A 16,334-nucleotide genomic window follows, 5' to 3' on the forward strand; every position below is an offset into this window, starting at 1 on the left:
ATGTACCGGGGATTCGGGCCGTCGTCGTGGCCGACGACGGCCCGTCTTCTCTTGCGACGCCGGATCAGCCGATGCTGCTGGTCATGTTGTCGAAATTCCAGCTCGCCAGGTTCGGCGACCCGGCGGCGAAACGACGCGAGTCGCCACCGCGATCGCGGTGCTGGTAGAGGATCGCGTAGTTCGCCGGCGCGCCCACCCGGATCGAGCTCGCTTTGTCGTTGGCGTGCGAGCCGACGAACGTCGTGCCGCGCCCGAAGTCCCCGAGGGACGTCGAGTAGTCGTTGTACTGGTACAGCACGATGCCGGCGCTGGCCGGGGCGGCGGTACCGACGGCGATTGCTGCTGCAAGGGTCGTCGCGGCTGCGACCGGGATGATCTTCTTCACTGAGGACTCTCTCTCATCGGGGGCTACGTTGTCAGAATGTCGAATAGAAATACTGACATGTCGGACATCGACCACCCTAGGGAATCAGTCGTGTGCGATGCAACTCTCCCCCGCGCATCCCTGGGTGGGGGCATCAGAAAAACCCGCCCCACACCGAGAGGGTGAGGGGCGGGCAAGAAGCGGGGCGGCTCCTAGCTGAGCTGGTTCGCCTCGACCCACGCGAGGTACTCGGGGCTGACGGTGCCTGTGACGTAGTCGCCGGTGAAGCAGCTCATCTCGAGGTCGGTGACGTTCGAGCCCTCGGTGATGGCCGAGCGCATGTCTTCGACCTCTTGGTAGATGAGGTGGTCGGCGCCCAGCACCTCGGCGATCTCGGGGATCTTGCGGTTGTGCGCGATGAGCTCCTGCCGCGTCGGCATGTTGATGCCGTAGACGTGGGGGTAGCGCACCGGGGGAGCGGCCGAGGTGAACGTGACCTTGTTGGCGCCGGCGGCCCGAGCCATCTCGACGATCTCGCGCGAGGTGGTGCCGCGCACGATCGAGTCGTCGACGATGAGGATGTTCTTGCCCTTGAACTCGGACCCCATGGCGTTCAGCTTCTGACGCACCGAACGCTTGCGCTCGGCCTGCCCCGGCATGATGAACGTGCGGCCGATGTAGCGGTTCTTGTAGAAGCCCTCGCGGTATTCGATGCCGAGCTTCTGCGCGACCTGCGAGGCGGCGGGCCGCGACGAGTCGGGGATCGGCATGACCACGTCGATGTCGCCGGTGGGGGCGTACTTCGCGATGGTGTCGGCCAGGCGGTCGCCGAGGCGCAGGCGGGCGTCGTAGACCGAGATGCCGTTCATGACGGAGTCGGGACGGGCCAGGTAGACGTACTCGAAGGAGCAGGGCACGAGACGGGGATGCGCGTGGCACTGCTTCGAGACCATCTCGCCGTCGAGCGTGATGAAGACGGCCTCGCCGGGGGCGACGTCGCGGATGATCTCGTACCCGCCGGACTCGAGGACGAGCGACTCGGAGGCGACGATCCACTCGGGGCGGTTCGAGCCGTCGGCGGCGAGGCGACGGCCGAGGATGAGGGGGCGGATGCCGAACGGGTCGCGGAAGGCGAGCAGCCCGTGCCCGGCGATCATGGCGATGGCGGCGTAGGAGCCCTCGACGCGGTCGTGGACGCGGGTGACGGCGGCGAAGATCTGCTCGGGGTCGAGGTCGTGACCGTTGACCTGCTCCTGCAACTCGTGCGCCAGCACGTTGACGAGCAGCTCGGTGTCGCTGTTGGTGTTGAGGTGACGGCGGTCGATGTGGAAGAGCTCGCTCGTCAGTTCACGCGTGTTGGTGAGGTTGCCGTTGTGGATCAGCACGATGCCGTACGGCGCGTTCACGTAGAACGGCTGGGCCTCCTGCTCGTTCGACGCGGCGCCCTTGGTGGCGTAGCGCACGTGACCGAGACCCATGTTGCCGAGGAGGGCCCGCATGTCGCGGGTGCGGAAGCCCTCGCGGACCTGGCCGCGGGTCTTGTGGGAGTGGAACACACTGCCTTCGGCAGTCGCGATCCCGGTGGAATCCTGGCCCCGGTGTTGAAGGAGGAGGAGAGAGTCGTAGACGAGTTGGTTTGCTGGCTCGTGCGCGACGAGACCGACGATGCCGCACATGCGCAGCTGGCTCCAGACCGTAGAGTTGGGCTTACCCAGACAGTCTGTCATGCCTGCGATTGGAACAAGAATTGGCCTCCACCTCCTCCAGCTCATACGCCGCCGCGGGCGTCGACACGGCAGCCGGTGACCTCGCCGTCGAGCTCATGAAGTCGGCCGTCTCGGCGACGCACTCGGCGAACGTGCTGGGAGGGGTCGGCGGGTTCGCCGGGCTCTTCGACGTCTCCTTCCTCAAGGCCTTCGACAGGCCCCTTCTCGCGACCAGCACCGACGGCGTCGGCACCAAGGTCGCGATCGCGCAGGCTCTCGACAAGCACGACACCATCGGCCAGGACTTGGTCGGCATGGTCGTCGACGACATCGTCGTGGTGGGCGCGCGTCCGCTCTTCATGACCGACTACATCGCCTGCGGCAAGGTCGTCCCGTCCCGCATCGCCGACATCGTGGCCGGCATCGCGCGCGGCTGCTCCGCCACCGGCACGGCGCTCGTCGGCGGCGAGACGGCCGAGCATCCCGGCCTCCTGGGCCCCGACGACTACGACGTGGCGGGTGCCGCGGTGGGCGCCGTCGAGGCCGACAATCAACTCGGGCCGCACCTCGTGCGTGACGGCGACGTCGTGCTCGCGCTCGAGTCGTCCGGCGTGCACTCCAACGGCTTCTCGCTCGTGCGCCACATCCTCCGCTCGGCCGACCTCGGCTACACCGACGTGGTGGCCGACCTCGGCGGTCCCGTCGGCGAGGCGCTGCTCGAGCCGACCCGTCTCTACACCAAGCCCCTCCTCGACCTCCTCGACGACGACGCGGTCGCGAGCGGCATCCACGCGCTCAGCCACGTCACCGGCGGGGGGATCGCCGCCAACCTGGCACGCGTCCTGCCGGTCGGCACGTGGACCGAGGTGGACCGTGCATCCTGGTCGCCCCTTCCGGTCTTCCGGGTTCTCAGCGACATCGCCGGCTCGACGCTCGAGTCGAGCGAGGGCACCTGGAACCTCGGCATCGGCATGATCGCCGTCGTCTCGCAGGCGGTCGCTTCGCAGGTGACGGGGATGCTCGGGGCGGCCGGGATCCGCACGTGGCAGGTCGGCACGGTCAGCACCTCGACCCGCGACCTCAGCGGTTTCGAGCAGGGGGCCAAGGGCGTCGACGGGGGTGCCGTGCGGCTCGTGGGGGCGTACGCGAGCTAGTCCGGGCTCGGCCCTTGCGTATCCAGGGGTTCACTCGTCGTGCCGGCCCACCTCGCCGAGGTCGAGCTCGTAGGAGTCGCCGGGGACGCAGCGACTGCTGCCGCTGAAGTCGGCAAATTTCTCGCCCACGGCAAGTCGCAGGATGTAGCCGTCAGGCCCCGGACCGGCTCCTTGGCGAGGGTAGGAAAGTCGATATTGGGGTATCGACTCATCGAAGTAGATCTCCGCTGGTATGCCCGTGGAGGACCACAGGGTTCGGACTCGCTGCGCTATGACACTCGGATCGTCAGGTAGGTCGGCTGCTGACCGCTGCGCTCCGAGATGAAAGGAAGCACCCTCCTTGCCTGAGGACGCCCTGCAGGACACCCACGTTCTCGTTCCGACCTCCCAGGTGCCGCCGATCGCGTCGCGGGTGGCGCGGTAGAGGTCGGAGATGGAGAGTCGGGCTTCGTCGGGGGTCATGGTCGTCTCCGTCGTCGTCGGGGATGGTGCGGGCGGGCGTGCCGGGGGGCTCGCGCAGGCCGCCAGGCTCGAAAAGAGGGCGGCCGCCAGCACCGCGGCCGCCGCCTTCGGTCTCGTCGCCGGGCTCACTCGTCGGTCCGTCCGATCTCGCCGACGTCGAGCTCGTAGGAGTCGCCGGGGACGCAGCGGCTTTCGCCCGAGAAACCCACGTACCCGTCGCTTATGGAGAGTTGCACGATGAAGCCGTCCGGCGCCGGTCCCAATCCGAAACGCGGAAAAGAGAGCTCGTACTGCGCGATCTCGTCGTGGAAAAAGAGGGATGAGCTGATTCCCAGGGCTGACCACTGGACTTTTACGCGATGTGCCATTTCTTTGGGATCGGCATCAAGAGCCTGGCCACGCCGTTGTGCACCCAGGGCGAAAGCGGCTCCTTCCGTCCCGTCGGACAGGCGGCAGCCCAGCCAGGTCTGGCTTCCGATGGTCCAGGTTCCGCCGAGCGAGTCCCGGGTCGCGACATAGAGATCGATCAGGGACGCTCGGGCTTCGTCGGGGGTCATGATCGCCTCTCGCGATGCACTGGAGGACGGTGAAGGATGGGTCGCTCGGCCGGCGGAGGACGAGCATCCCGAGCTGAGCGAGCCCGCCGTGACGAGAACTGCCGTCAGCGCGACGAGCCGGATTCGCCTGCTCACCGCAGCCACGGGTCGGCGACATCGCGCAGGCGGTCCTGGCTCTGCAGGAGGAGTCGGTCGACCGGTGTGCCGTCGACCTCGATCGAGGCCCCCTGGCCCAGGGCGATCTTGGCCGTGTTGTATTGCGCAGTCGTGCCCGGATCCAAGTAGCTGTGCCGGCCCTCCGCGGACCGGCTGCCCAGGGGCCCGTGGGCGTCGATGCCCGCCAGCGGCTTCCCGTCGTCGTCGACGCCCTCCTCGGAGGAGAAGGCGTGGGCCCGGAAGGACCCGGCCGTCGGGTCTTGGCGCCCGCTGGTGCCCTGGCCGATGGGGGCCCAGCCGTCGTGGTGCCCCTGCGAGGCGAAGACCTCGCCCCGGGGCACGGCGAGGTCCATCGCCGTCGGCACGGTGTCGGTAATCCCGGCGGACCCGAGGAACACCGCATGGTCGACGGATGATTCGCGGAGTGCGAAGGCGGCGACGTTCGACCCGTAGGAGTGGCCGATGACGGTGACGTCGGCCGGTCGCCCCGACGCCGAGCGAACGCTCCGCAGGCCCTCGAGAGACCGTCCTAAACGCGCCCCTCCTGCCGCGGCCTTGAAATCCTCCTTGACGGCGCCGACCTCCGTGGCACCGGGGGCGTTGTAGTCAAGCCAAGCGATGACGGCCAATTCGGAGCGGGGCACGTGTCCAACCTGGGCTTCCAGATCGAAAAAGTCTTTACTCGCACGAGAGTAAGCGCTCATATTCCCCGCCACCGTCGTCCCCATCCCCGGCACGATGTACGACACGTGAGTAGCCACATCGAGGTCGCCCACCGAGATGGCCGCCATCGGCTTGCCCTCGATCGACAGCGTGACGAGCTCCTGCGGGGGAGTGCCGTCCATCCCCGCACCGAGTGCCTTCCGCACAGCCCGCAGCGCCGCCAGCTTCTCGGCGTCGACCCCCGGCGTCGCCTCCAGTCGCGTGATCTCGCGTGCCAGCGTCACGTGGTTCGCCCGGTCGCGCGCCCAGAAGGCGACGCCGTCGAGAGTGCCGATCACCTCGGGCATCCCGTCGATGAGGGCCTGCTGCTCCGGGGAGGGCTGGCGTCGGCCGCCGGCGGCGGGCGCGGGACCGTCGAGCGCCGCCCACCACGCGGCCACGACGGCCGGGTCGAGGTCGTGCAGGCGCTGGCCCACCGTCGGGTCGGAGGCGAGGAGGTCGGCGAGCTGGGAGGCGGTCAAGGCGCTGAGCCCGTTCAGGAGCCCGGCCCCGTGCATCCCGGCCCATTGCTCTGCTGACGGCGTTCCCGTCGTCGACCCGCCGCTCACCCGGAAGTCATGGGCCTCACGCAGATCGGCCAGGAACCGCGCCTCGACGCCCCGGCGTTCCTCGGCCAACCGCTGGAGCTCCCGCCGCGCCTGGTCGGCGGCCGCCCGGTGCTCGAGCGCCTGAGGCGACGGACCGCCGAGACCCAAGAGGGGGATGCCCGGGCCGAACGATCCGGCCCCGCCCGACGTCAAGGCGAACCCCTCTTCGGCCTTCTCGATCCGCCCTTCGATTCGCGCGGCTCGCTCTTTGATCGACTCCAGGCTCTCGGCGTAGCGGGTCACGGCGTCGCGGGTCGCCTGGGCGAAGCCGTGCAGCCCGCGCCAGGCTCCGGACGATCGCTGCAGGGAAGCAGCCCAGGCGTCGTGGCCGTCCCCCGACCAGAACGATTCAGCGCCGGTGGCGGCCGAGCGCAGGAGAACGGTCATGTCGGCCGCGTGCTCGATCTGACGGGCGAGGACGGCAGCGGAGTCGTGAAGCGGCCAGACGTCGCCGCGGCCCGGTTCGTCGTCGGTCCACGACCTCACGGGGCGGCGCCCTCGGCGACCTCGCCCGCCCGTCGTGCCTCGACGGCCGTCCTGGCCTCGACCTCGCGGTAGGCGTCGGCCGCTCTGACAGCCCCGACGACGAGGTCCATCACGGCCGTCTCCGCGCTCTGCCAGGCGACCCCGAAGGCATCCGAGACCTCGTCAAAAGCGGCGTCGCAGGTCGGGGAGCAGCAGGCGTGGAGAGAAGGCCAGGAGACCGGCGGCCCGGAGTCGGCTCCTGCGCTCAATCGTGTCGCCATTTCGAGCAGGCAATCGGGCTCGACCCGGTACTCCGCCATGCCTCGCCGCCCTTCTCGGGGTCGGGCGATCCGATCCGCCGCCTCGTCGACCCCCGACGAGACTAGCGTTAATCATTTCACATGTGCATATCGCGGCGAGCAAAAGAGGAGGACGAGCCTGTGCCCCCGGGGAACAGCCGTGTCCACACAATCGCCGACCTTTTTTGCGGAGTTATGAGGATTAATCGCTCCGACGGAGGTACTGTGAAGCGCTGCTCAACGAGGTGTGGCACCTGGCACCGTCGCCAGGAGAACAAAGGATTGCCCGATGACCATGACGCGCACCGTCACCGTTCACGATCACGAAGTCACCGTCCGCACCGTCGAGGTGCCGGACGAGAAGCCCGAAGCCTTCACCGCCATCACCGGAGGGCGACGCACGGCCGCCTGCACCGCCGCGGTCGGAGTCCTCGTCGTGGTGGTCGCCGTCATGCCTGTTGCGGTGAACCTCTTTCACTGAAGCGGTCGGACGCGCTGAAGCGGTCGGATGCGGACAAAAGACAACGGCCTCACCGATCGGTGAGGCCGTTGTTCGCGCGCGAGGCGCAGGAGAAGCGAATCAGGCGGACTTGTGGTGGTCGCTCTCGACCCAGGCCGTGGGGGCGTCCGTCTCGTCGTCGTCGTCGCCCTCCGAGTCGCCGTACGTGTCGGTGAACTCGTCTTCGGTCTCGTCGTCCGTCGCCCACTTGTCGACGTACTGGTCACCCTCGGTGTGCGTGGAAAGCTCTTTTTCGAGCGCACCGTAGTTGGTGTCCGGGCTGAAGTACTTGAGCTCGCGGGCTACCTTGGTGTGCTTAGCTTTTTGACGGCCGCGCCCCATGCGAGACCCCCTCGTGATTCTGGCCCGAACACCGGCAGGACTACTACGGCTCGGCTCGGGACGACCGACAGGTAAATGGTGCAAAACTAACGGCAACCTTAGCATGTGCGGTCGGGGTCGTCGCCGGGCCCGAGCTCCGAGCAGAATGGGCACATGACGGACGCGCGCGGTGAAGCCCTGGAGCCGATCCGAACGAGAGTCGTCGTCATCGGGGCCGGTCAGGCGGGTCTTTCGGTCGCCTACTACCTGCAGCGTCTCGGTCTGGTACCGGGGGTCGACTTCGTCGTCCTCGACCGCGGCCCGTCGACCGGTGGAGCCTGGCAGTTCCGCTGGCGCGCTCTCCGCCTGGGCACTGCGCACAAGGTCAACGATCTACCCGGCATGGCCGATCTCGGCATCAGCTTCGAGACGGGCGACCGCACCGCTCCGGCGCGCGACGTGGTGTCCGACTACTACGACCGGTACGAGCGGTACTACGGGCTCGAGGTGCAGCGCCCGGTCGAGGTCACCGGCGTCGACGACCTCGGCACGCGCATCCTCGTCCGGACTCGCGACGGGGCGTCGTACGAGACCGAGCTCCTCGTGAACGCCACCGGCACCTGGGGGTCGCCCTTCCGGCCGTGGTATCCGGGAGCGGACACGTTCGCGGGGCGCCAGCTCACGACGGCCGAGTACGAGGACGCCCGTGACTTCACGGGCCAGGACGTGGTGGTGGTCGGCGGCGGCACCAGCGCCATCGGGTTCCTGCTCGAGCTCGACGGCGTCGCGGCCCGCACGATCTGGGTCACGCGCCGCCCGGTCGACTGGGTCGACCAGCAGGAGCTCGGCACGGCGCTGGCCATCTCCGCCGTGGCGGAGCAGGACGAGGCGGCACGGGCGGGCAAGGCGCTGCCGAGCATCGTCAGTGGCACCGGTGTGCCGATCTCCCGGCGCAACCGGGCCGGGATCGAGAGGGGCGTCCTGGTGGAGCGGGGGATGTTCGTGTCGCTCGAGCACGATGGCGTCCGTTTCGCGGACGGCACTTTCGAGCATGCCGACGCCGTCATCTGGGCGACCGGTTTCCGTCCCGAACTCCGCCACCTCGCATCCCTCGGTCTCCGCACCGGCGAGGGTGGGCTCGCCGTGGCGCGCGGCGCCTCGCAGACCGACCCCCGTGTGTTCTTCGCGGGCTATGGCCCGCAGGCCTCCACGATCGGGGCGAACCGCGCGGGCCGGGTCATCGCCAGACAGGTGCTGTTGGCGCTGTCGGCTCGGCGCCCGGAGTAGGGGCCGGGCCGCCCTCGACTCCCTCGAGGGCCGGCGTCAGCCCTTGCCCGGCACGACGAAGAGGAGCCAGCGCTTGCCCGACGAGGTGATGGCCGGTGCCGTCGTGCCGGTCGCCGCCTCGACCAGCGGCTGCCATCCCTGCTGATTGGCGGAATACGCGGCGAGGTCGACCTCGACGGCGCAGGCTCCGGAGGACTTCACCGCAGAAGCGAGCTCGGCGGGTGTCGTGGCGTTTCCGAGGTCGTCCCACGCGTAGGTGCCGGGGATCGAGCCGTAGCTCCACCGGAGGTCGCTCGAGCTCGTGTAGAGGTACGGCAGCGACTCGTCGTAGTCCTGCATGTCGCCGATCGGGCCCGTGTCGGGGAATCCCTTGATGGGCAGCTGCACGACCCCGCACCCTTGAGGCAGTGTCTTCTCGGCACTCGACACGAACGCGGCGACCTCCTGGTCCTTCGCCGGGGCGACCGTGAAGACAGCGTGCGCCCCGACGACCTGGTCGCCGATCGCGACGACGACGACGAGCCCGATCAGGATCGCTCGGATTCCGTGTCGTGCGGTCGCGGCCTGCACCAGGACGGCCATGACGGCGAGCCCGATCAGGATCAGGATGATGCTGATTCGCGCCCACGAACGGATCTGCGGCCCGATCACCAGGGCCACGGCCATTCCGAGACCCGTGATGATGAAGAACAGGAACGTCCACATCATGGCGGGAGCGAGCATCCGCGTCCGGGGGTCGTCGAGGACCCGCCCGAACCAGCGCGACCCGAGGCCGGTGCGCCCCGCGACCGCGTAGACCACGAGCGCGACCGCGAGAAGGATCAACCCGATTGCGGCGAGGAGCGGCGTGCCGGGAGGTTCGTTGACCGGTACGAGGGGGCTGGACGCGTCGTACTTCGGCAGGATCCGATCGAGCACGGGGATGCGCGACCCGGCCCACGGGGCGAGGAGCGTGACCAGGCGGCCGGCGAACAGCTCGGACTCGTAGATCTGCCGCCCCGTGAAGTAGACGTGGTACCGCTGACCGTAGTTGGCGGCGAGGAGCGCGAGTTCGACCACCACGAAGAAGCCGAGCGGGAAGATGGCCATGGTCGGGGCGAGAAGGGTCCGGATGCGGTCACGGTGGAGCAGCACGCGGATGACGCTGAACGCCCAGACGCCACCGATGACGATGACCCCGAAGACGAAGAAGTACGAGCCCGAGGACGCGATCAGCAGGCCGAGGACGGTCGGCGGGACGAGTCGACGGAGGAGACGCGTCCGGGTGCCGGTCGCGGCGTCGCTCCAGCGCTTGAACGGATCGGTGGTGTCGCCCGCGGCCACCAGCAGGAGGATGCCGACCAACGGGATGGCCCAGTAGTTAGCGAGGAAGATGTGGCCGAAGCCCACCCGGTAGAAGTGATAGGGAGCCAGGCTGAAGACCGCCGCGAAGACGCCGGAGATGAGCGGGCCGACCCGGAGTGCGCGGAAGAAGAAGTAGGCGGCGACGCCGGCCGTGAAGAAGGTGAGCAGGAAGGACAGGTTGAAGAGCAGGAAACCGTTGTGGAGGACGAGGGACAGCGCGGCCATGCCGAGCGCTGCCGACGGATCGACCTGCTCCGAGAAGAAGGCGTTCATGCCGTGGGGGAACCCGAGGTTCGGGTTGGTGGCGAACGAAAAGGCCTGCGTCGAGTTCTTGAACAGGGTGTAGCCGAGCAGCATGTCGGGGCTGTCGCTGGCCCAGCGTCTGCCGAGGTCGGCGGGCGAGATGCGGAGCGCCGCAACGGCGACGACGACGCTGATGGCACCCGCGACGATCGACCAGAGGACCTCCCACGCGATGCGCCGGCGGCGAGGCGACACCTGCTCCGCAGCGGAGGGATCCGCGGGCGTGGCCTCGAGGGTCGTTTCCGGCAGAGTCATCGTGCGGTGTGATCCTTCTCGCAGAAATCCCGGTGCGGGTCCCCGGGCAATCCTCCGACTATAGATGAGGGCCCGTCGGCCTTCGCCACGGCTCGCTAGCGAGTCGGGCCGTCGCCGTTCTTCGACTTCTTCGAGGGCGTTGATGCGCTGTTGCGAGCGGTGGATCGGGCTGCCGCGGCCTTTCGCCGCGCCTTGGCCGAGGTGGTGCCGCCGGATTTCGCGGCGCCATTGCTCGCCACGGCCGACGCGTGCTGCGCCGCGGCCAGATCGGCGGCGTCTTGAGCGATCTGGGCGGCGGCCGCGTTGGCGTGGGCGGTGCGAGGGACGGGGCGGGCCGGACGAACGGGCTCGCCACGGCGATCCTGGCCGGGAAGGACCCGGGAGCGGCGACCGTAGAGCAACTCGGACGAGTCCAGCAGCCACGGCACGAGGGCGACGGTGACGCCATGAGCCAGCATGAGGCGCTGGCGGATGCGGCGCGACCGGTGGTTGTGGAGGATGCCCTCCCACCAGTGACCGACGATGTAGATCGGCGTGTAGACGGTCACGACCTCGGAGCCGAACTCCTCGCGGTGCGCCTTGATGTACTTGATCACGGGGACGGCGACGTCGCGATACGGCGACGGGATGATGATCAGCGGCACCTGGATGTCCATGGCGTCCCACTTCTCCTGCAGGAGTTCGGTCGCCTCCTGCTCGACGCTCACGTGGATGGCCTCGAGGGTGTCGTGCCGAGCGGCGATCGCGTAGTCGAGGGCCTTGAGGACCGGCTTCTGCATCTTGCCGACGAGAACGATCGCGTGGTCGCCGGAGGCGCCGAAGGTGGTCGTCGAGTCGACCTCGACCTCGGTGTCGACGTCGCGGTAGTACCGGTTGACGCCGAGCATCAACACGAACAGGATCGGCATCACCACGAACACGATCCAGGCGCCGTGGGTGAACTTCGTGATCGTGACGACCACGAGCACCGTGAAGGTGAGGACGGCGCCGATCAGGTTGATCGTCAGAGACCGCTTGATCTGACCTCGGTCGACGGTGGCCGGATCGCGGAGCAGGCGGATCCAGTGCCGCACCATGCCGCTCTGCCCGAGGGTGAACGACACGAAGACGCCGATGATGTACAGCTGGATCAGCTGAGTCACGTTGGCGCGGAACACCAGCAGGATCACGCTGGCGATGACGGCGAGGACGATGACGCCGTTCGAGTAGATGAGTCGGTCGCCGCGGCTGTTGAGCGCCTTGGGGGCGTAGGTGTCGCGCGCGAGGATCGAGCCGAGCAGGGGGAAGCCGTTGAACGCGGTGTTCGCGGCGAGGAGCAGGACCGCCGCCGTCACCGCCTGGATGATGTAGAACGGAATGCTGCTCTGCCCGAAGACGGAGGCGGCCACCTGCGAGATGAGACTCGGCTGCGGGGTCGTCGCACAGTTCTTCAGCCCGATCAGGTCGCACGAGGCCTCGGCGTAGTGCACCTTGGAGATGAGCGCGACGGCGACGAGCCCGGCGAACAGCACGATCGCGATGCCGCCCATGAGGGCGAGCGTCTTCTGGGCGTTCTTGATCTTGGGGTGGCGGAAGGCCGGCACGCCGTTGGCGATGGCTTCCACGCCGGTCAGGGCCGAGCATCCCGACGCGAACGCCCGCAGCAGCAGCAGGATGAAGGCGGCATGCGCGACCTGGCTGCCCGCGACGGTGAAGCCCGCGCTGGAGGCGACCGGGGGATGCCCGAGCGCGGTGCGGACCAGCGCCGTCACCACCATCACGAAGACGCTCGTGATGAAGAGATAGGTGGGCACCGCGAACGCCTTGCCCGACTCGCGAACGCCACGGAGGTTCACGGCGGCGAGGAGGATCACGAAGAAGACGGCCATCTCGACGCGGAACTCGTTGAGCTCGGGCACCGCGGAGATGATGTTGTCGACCCCGGAGGCGACCGACACGGCCACGGTCATGACGTAGTCGACCAGGAGGGCGGAGGCCACGACCAGCCCGGCCTTCTCGCCGAGGTTCTTGCGGGCGACCTCGTAGTCGCCTCCGCCGGACGGGTAGGCCTTGATCAGCTGGCGATAGGAGAGGACCACGACGATCAGCAGGATGACGACGGCCGCGGCGACGCCGGGTGCGAGCGTGAGGAAGCCGAGGCCGCCGATGAGCAGGATCATCAGCATCTCCTGCGGCGCGTAGGCCACGGAGCTGAGCGGGTCGCTCGCGAAGATGGGGAGCGCGAGGTGCTTCGGGAGCAGTTGCCCCTCGAGCTTCTCGGAGGAGAGGGGCTCCCCGATCAACCATCGCTTGGGAGACCGGACGTCGTTAGTCACGACGGGCGAGCCTACTCCTTACCGAGGGACAGTCAACACGCCGGGTTCCCCGGATATTCCCCAGTTGTGGTGACGCCTGGGAACCTGCTCTCAGCATTCGGAGCGAATACTTGGAAGGGTGCATCTCCTTTCGGTCTTCAGCCTGCGAAACCGCGCCCTCATCGCGCTGATCACGATCGTCGTGGCGATCTTCGGCGGCTATGCCCTTACGGCGCTCAAGCAGGAACTGATCCCGAACATCACGCTGCCCCAGATCGCCATCGTCAGCGCGTATCCGGGGGCCTCTCCGCAGGTCGTCAACGACTCCGTGTCGGGTCCGATCGAGAAGGCCATCCAGGTGATCCCCGGGCTGCAGTCGACGACGGCCACGTCGACGACCTCGACGAGCAACATCGCGGCGTCCTTCGCCTACGGGACCGATCTGGCCGGCACCGAGGAGAAGATCCAGCAGGCGATCGACACCGTCTCGCTCCCGGACAGCGTCAACACGCAGGTCGTCAGCGGAAGCCTCGACGACCTCCCCGTCGTGCAGCTCGCCGTCACGGGCGGTCCCGCCGACAAGCAGAAGCTGGTCGACGCCCTGAACAACGTCACCGTCCCGGCGCTGCAGAAGCTCGGCGGAGTACGCCAGGCCTCCGTCTACGGCGACGCCGGCCAGCGCGTCACCATCGAACCCGACGCCTCGAAGCTCGCGAGCGTCGGCCTGACCTCCTCGGCGATCAAGGACGCCCTCGACGACGCGGGCACACTGGTGCCCGGCGGCCAGATCACTCAGAACGGCAAGACCCTGTCGATCCAGTCGGGGCAGCGTCTCACCGACGTGAAGCAGGTGCAGAGCCTCCCCCTGGTCGGCGCGAAGTCGCCCGTCACGGGAGCCCTCGAGCCCACCACCATCGCCGACGTCGCCACGGTGAAGCTGACGAGCGCGCCGGTCACGTCGATCTCGCGGGTGAACGGGAAGGATGCCCTGACCATCGCCGTGACCAAGACGCTGGAATCCAACACCGTCGACGTCTCGACCACCATCAAGAACCAGATCTCCTCGCTCGAGACCAACCTGAACGACGGCGCGAAGATCTCCGTCGTCTTCGACCAGGCGCCGTTCATCCAGCAGTCCATCGACAGCCTGGCGACCGAGGGGCTGCTCGGCCTCGCCTTCGCCGTGATCGTCATCCTGATCTTCCTGGTGTCGGTCCGGTCGACGATCGTGACGGCGATCAGCATCCCGACGAGCGTGCTGATCACCTTCATCGGCCTCCTGGCGAGCGGCTACACGCTCAACATCCTGACCCTCGGTGCCCTGACGATCGCCATCGGACGCGTGGTGGACGACTCCATCGTGGTCACCGAGAACGTCAAACGGCACCTCGTGCCCGGAGCCGACCGGGTCCGAGCCATCGCAGCGGCCGTCCGCGAGGTCGCCGGCGCCGTGACGGCCTCGACGATCACGACGGTCGTCGTCTTCCTGCCTCTGGCCTTCGTGCAGAGCGAAGTCGGCGAGCTGTTCCGTCCCTTCGCCCTCACCGTCGTGATCGCGCTGCTCGCCTCGCTCTTCGTGTCGCTGACCATCGTCCCGGTGCTCAGCTACTGGTTCATGCGGGCGCCCAAGGGGCACAAGCACGGCGGCCCGGTCGAGACGGCCTCGGAGGCCGAGCTCGCCGGCGAGGAGGTCCCCACTCAGGCGGTCGCGTACGTGGACGGCGACAAGAGCAGCAAGCTCGACCGCCTCCGCCGGGGGTACCTGCCGATCCTGACCGGCACGCTCCGTCACCCCGTGATCACGATCATCGTCGCAGTGCTCGTGCTCGGCGGTACGGGCGGCGCCGCGACGCTCCTCAAGACGAACTTCCTCGGCTCGAGCGGCCAGAACACGCTGACGGTGTCGCAGGTGCTCCCCGCGGCTTCGAGCCTGCAGGTGCAGTCGGACGCGGCCAAGAAGGTCGAAGACGCCCTGAGCTCGCTGAAGCAGGTCCAGACCGTGCAACTCACGATCGGCTCGAGCGGCAACTCGCTCGCCTCGTTCTTCGGCGGAGCGGGCGACAGCACCGTCACCTACCAGATCACGACCGACGAGAACGCGGACCAGGATGCCCTCGCCGCCACGATCCGGAAGCGGACCTCCGCTCTCACCGACGCCGGCGACATCACGGTCGAGCCCTCCAGCGGCTTCGGATCGTCCAACGACATCGAGGTCGACGTGACCTCCAACGACGCGACGGCGCTGCAGACCGCCAACGATCGCGTCCTCGCGGCGATGAAGAAGGTGAGTTCGGCGGCGAGCGTCACCAGCAACCTCGCAGCGGCTCAGCCCCTGATCGGCGTCGTCGTCGACCGGGAGAAGGCCGCGTCGTACGGGCTCACCGAGCTCGAGGTGGGCGGGCTCGTCTCGCAGGCGGTCCAGCCGTTCCAGGTCGGCTCGCTCGAGATCAGTGGCGCGACCGTCGACATCTACACGATCCCGACCGCTCCTCCGACGACCCTCGAGGGTCTGCAGGGCATCAGCATCCCGACGTCGCGCGGCACCGTGCCGTTGTCGAGCATCGCCACCGTGAGCCAGACCAACGGACCCACTTCGATCACGACCGACAACGCGGTCCGCAGCGCGACGATCACGATCACCCCTTCGTCGAACGACCTCTCGACGGCCAACGCGCAGGTGTCGTCCGAGCTCAAGGGCGTGACGATGCCGGCCGGCACCGACGCCTCCATCGGGGGAGTCACGGCTCAGCAGGGCACTGCGTTCACCGACCTGGGCATCGCGTTGATCATCGCGATCCTGATCGTCTACATCGTGATGGTCGCGGCCTTCAAGAGCCTCCTCCAGCCGCTGCTGCTGCTCGTGTCGATCCCGTTCGCGGCGACCGGTGCGATCCTCCTGCAGCTGATCGCGAACATCCCCCTCGGTGTGCCGTCGTTGATCGGCGTGCTCATGCTCGTCGGCATCGTGGTGACGAACGCGATCGTGCTGATCGACCTCGTCAACCAGTACCGGCGACGCGGACTCTCCGTGCGCGACGCCCTGATCGAGGGCACGTCACGCCGACTCCGTCCGATCCTCATGACGGCCCTGGCGACCATCTTCGCCCTCACGCCTCTCGCCCTCGGGCTCACCGGGCACGGCAGCTTCATCTCGCAGCCGCTCGCCATCGTCGTCATCGGCGGCCTCGTCTCCTCGACGGTGCTGACGCTGATCGTGCTGCCGATCCTGTACTGGCTCGTGTTCGGTCGGGCCGAGCGACGTGGGGGCATCACGGGGGAGCGCGGGGCTCCGGCTGCACCGGATGCGGGCGAGGCCGTGCATCCCACGCTCGCTATTTCGACGCCCGTCGAGTAACGTAGGCAGGTCGGCTCGAGACACCGTGGGATGCCACGGTTGGGTTTGTATGTCTCAGGGGCCGGAATCGTGGCGAATCACGCCACGACGCAGTACCCCTGATTGACGCTTCTCGCTGGCTTTCTGGTTCTGCTGCGCAAATCACACGATTGTGAACGGTCCCTGGCCAATGACTGCCCGGGTGAATTCTTCGCGTCATTACG

Annotated in this window: 13 protein-coding genes; 4 read left to right on the top strand and 9 right to left on the bottom strand. The window is 68.1% G+C overall.

Translation table 11 applies throughout. The annotated features are described in order from the left end of the window. Positions 1-64: 64 nt before the first annotated feature. Together ABEA39_RS12615 and purF are read right to left on the bottom strand one after the other, a co-directional pair. Positions 65-385 carry a hypothetical protein gene (locus tag ABEA39_RS12615; RefSeq protein WP_345376255.1) on the bottom strand — a complete coding sequence of 107 codons (321 nt, stop codon included), beginning with the start codon at positions 383-385 and terminating at the stop codon, positions 65-67. 191 nt (positions 386-576) lie between these two features. Beyond that, the gene (gene purF, locus ABEA39_RS12620) at positions 577-2,040 is read right to left on the bottom strand and encodes an amidophosphoribosyltransferase (protein ID WP_345376588.1); all 1,464 of its coding nucleotides are present in this window, start codon (positions 2,038-2,040) and stop codon (positions 577-579) included. Positions 2,041-2,111: 71 nt separating this feature from the next. Here purF and purM point away from each other — a divergent pair, with 71 nt between their 5' ends. Continuing rightward, the gene (gene purM, locus ABEA39_RS12625; protein WP_345376256.1) at positions 2,112-3,224 is read left to right on the top strand and encodes a phosphoribosylformylglycinamidine cyclo-ligase; all 1,113 of its coding nucleotides are present in this window, start codon (positions 2,112-2,114) and stop codon (positions 3,222-3,224) included. Positions 3,225-3,254: 30 nt separating this feature from the next. On the opposite strand, the gene ABEA39_RS12630 is transcribed toward purM, so the two are convergent. The 4 genes from ABEA39_RS12630 to ABEA39_RS12645 form a co-directional block, all read right to left on the bottom strand. Continuing rightward, positions 3,255-3,686, bottom strand: a complete 432-nt coding sequence (locus ABEA39_RS12630; protein ID WP_345376257.1) for a hypothetical protein — start codon at positions 3,684-3,686, stop codon at positions 3,255-3,257. A gap of 125 nt (positions 3,687-3,811) precedes the next feature. Next, on the bottom strand, positions 3,812-4,243 hold the full coding sequence (locus tag ABEA39_RS12635) for a hypothetical protein (RefSeq protein ID WP_345376258.1): 432 nt from the start codon (positions 4,241-4,243) through the stop codon (positions 3,812-3,814). A gap of 131 nt (positions 4,244-4,374) precedes the next feature. Then, positions 4,375-6,195 carry an alpha/beta hydrolase gene (locus ABEA39_RS12640; RefSeq protein WP_345376259.1) on the bottom strand — a complete coding sequence of 607 codons (1,821 nt, stop codon included), beginning with the start codon at positions 6,193-6,195 and terminating at the stop codon, positions 4,375-4,377. Beyond that, positions 6,192-6,455: a hypothetical protein gene (locus tag ABEA39_RS12645; RefSeq protein ID WP_345376260.1), complete on the bottom strand. Its 264-nt coding sequence runs from the start codon at positions 6,453-6,455 to the stop codon at positions 6,192-6,194. The genes ABEA39_RS12640 and ABEA39_RS12645 overlap by 4 nt, the downstream gene beginning before the upstream one ends. Before the next feature lie 307 nt (positions 6,456-6,762). On the opposite strand from ABEA39_RS12645, the gene ABEA39_RS12650 reads away from it, so the two are divergent. Then, entirely contained in the window at positions 6,763-6,954 is a 192-nt protein-coding gene (locus ABEA39_RS12650) for a hypothetical protein (protein ID WP_345376261.1), read from the top strand. A gap of 99 nt (positions 6,955-7,053) precedes the next feature. Here the strand turns inward: ABEA39_RS12650 and ABEA39_RS12655 are convergent, their stop codons facing one another. Then, entirely contained in the window at positions 7,054-7,314 is a 261-nt protein-coding gene (locus tag ABEA39_RS12655; protein WP_345376263.1) for a DUF3073 domain-containing protein, read from the bottom strand. Between the two features lie 153 nt (positions 7,315-7,467). Here ABEA39_RS12655 and ABEA39_RS12660 point away from each other — a divergent pair, with 153 nt between their 5' ends. Continuing rightward, the gene (locus tag ABEA39_RS12660; protein WP_345376264.1) at positions 7,468-8,580 is read left to right on the top strand and encodes an NAD(P)-binding domain-containing protein; all 1,113 of its coding nucleotides are present in this window, start codon (positions 7,468-7,470) and stop codon (positions 8,578-8,580) included. 36 nt (positions 8,581-8,616) lie between these two features. Here the strand turns inward: ABEA39_RS12660 and ABEA39_RS12665 are convergent, their stop codons facing one another. Then, on the bottom strand, positions 8,617-10,482 hold the full coding sequence (locus ABEA39_RS12665; protein ID WP_345376265.1) for a hypothetical protein: 1,866 nt from the start codon (positions 10,480-10,482) through the stop codon (positions 8,617-8,619). Positions 10,483-10,577: 95 nt separating this feature from the next. Continuing rightward, on the bottom strand, positions 10,578-12,797 hold the full coding sequence (locus ABEA39_RS12670; protein ID WP_345376266.1) for an APC family permease: 2,220 nt from the start codon (positions 12,795-12,797) through the stop codon (positions 10,578-10,580). Between the two features lie 118 nt (positions 12,798-12,915). Here ABEA39_RS12670 and ABEA39_RS12675 point away from each other — a divergent pair, with 118 nt between their 5' ends. After that, the gene (locus tag ABEA39_RS12675) at positions 12,916-16,131 is read left to right on the top strand and encodes an efflux RND transporter permease subunit (RefSeq protein ID WP_345376268.1); all 3,216 of its coding nucleotides are present in this window, start codon (positions 12,916-12,918) and stop codon (positions 16,129-16,131) included. Positions 16,132-16,334: the final 203 nt, after the last annotated feature.

This window comes from Frondihabitans cladoniiphilus, from assembly GCF_039544345.1.
Lineage (GTDB): Bacteria > Actinomycetota > Actinomycetes > Actinomycetales > Microbacteriaceae > Frondihabitans > Frondihabitans cladoniiphilus.

Excerpts from the sequence above, each read along its gene's own strand:
- purF (WP_345376588.1), bottom strand. The coding sequence starts at position 2,040 with ATGTGCGGCATCGTCGGTCTCGTCGCGCACGAGCCAGCAAACCAACTC.
- ABEA39_RS12630 (WP_345376257.1), bottom strand. The coding sequence starts at position 3,686 with ATGACCCCCGACGAAGCCCGACTCTCCATCTCCGACCTCTACCGCGCC.
- ABEA39_RS12635 (WP_345376258.1), bottom strand. The coding sequence starts at position 4,243 with ATGACCCCCGACGAAGCCCGAGCGTCCCTGATCGATCTCTATGTCGCG.
- ABEA39_RS12645 (WP_345376260.1), bottom strand. The coding sequence starts at position 6,455 with ATGGCGACACGATTGAGCGCAGGAGCCGACTCCGGGCCGCCGGTCTCC.
- ABEA39_RS12650 (WP_345376261.1), top strand. The coding sequence starts at position 6,763 with ATGACCATGACGCGCACCGTCACCGTTCACGATCACGAAGTCACCGTC.
- ABEA39_RS12655 (WP_345376263.1), bottom strand. The coding sequence starts at position 7,314 with ATGGGGCGCGGCCGTCAAAAAGCTAAGCACACCAAGGTAGCCCGCGAG.
- ABEA39_RS12660 (WP_345376264.1), top strand. The coding sequence starts at position 7,468 with ATGACGGACGCGCGCGGTGAAGCCCTGGAGCCGATCCGAACGAGAGTC.
- ABEA39_RS12665 (WP_345376265.1), bottom strand. The coding sequence starts at position 10,482 with ATGACTCTGCCGGAAACGACCCTCGAGGCCACGCCCGCGGATCCCTCC.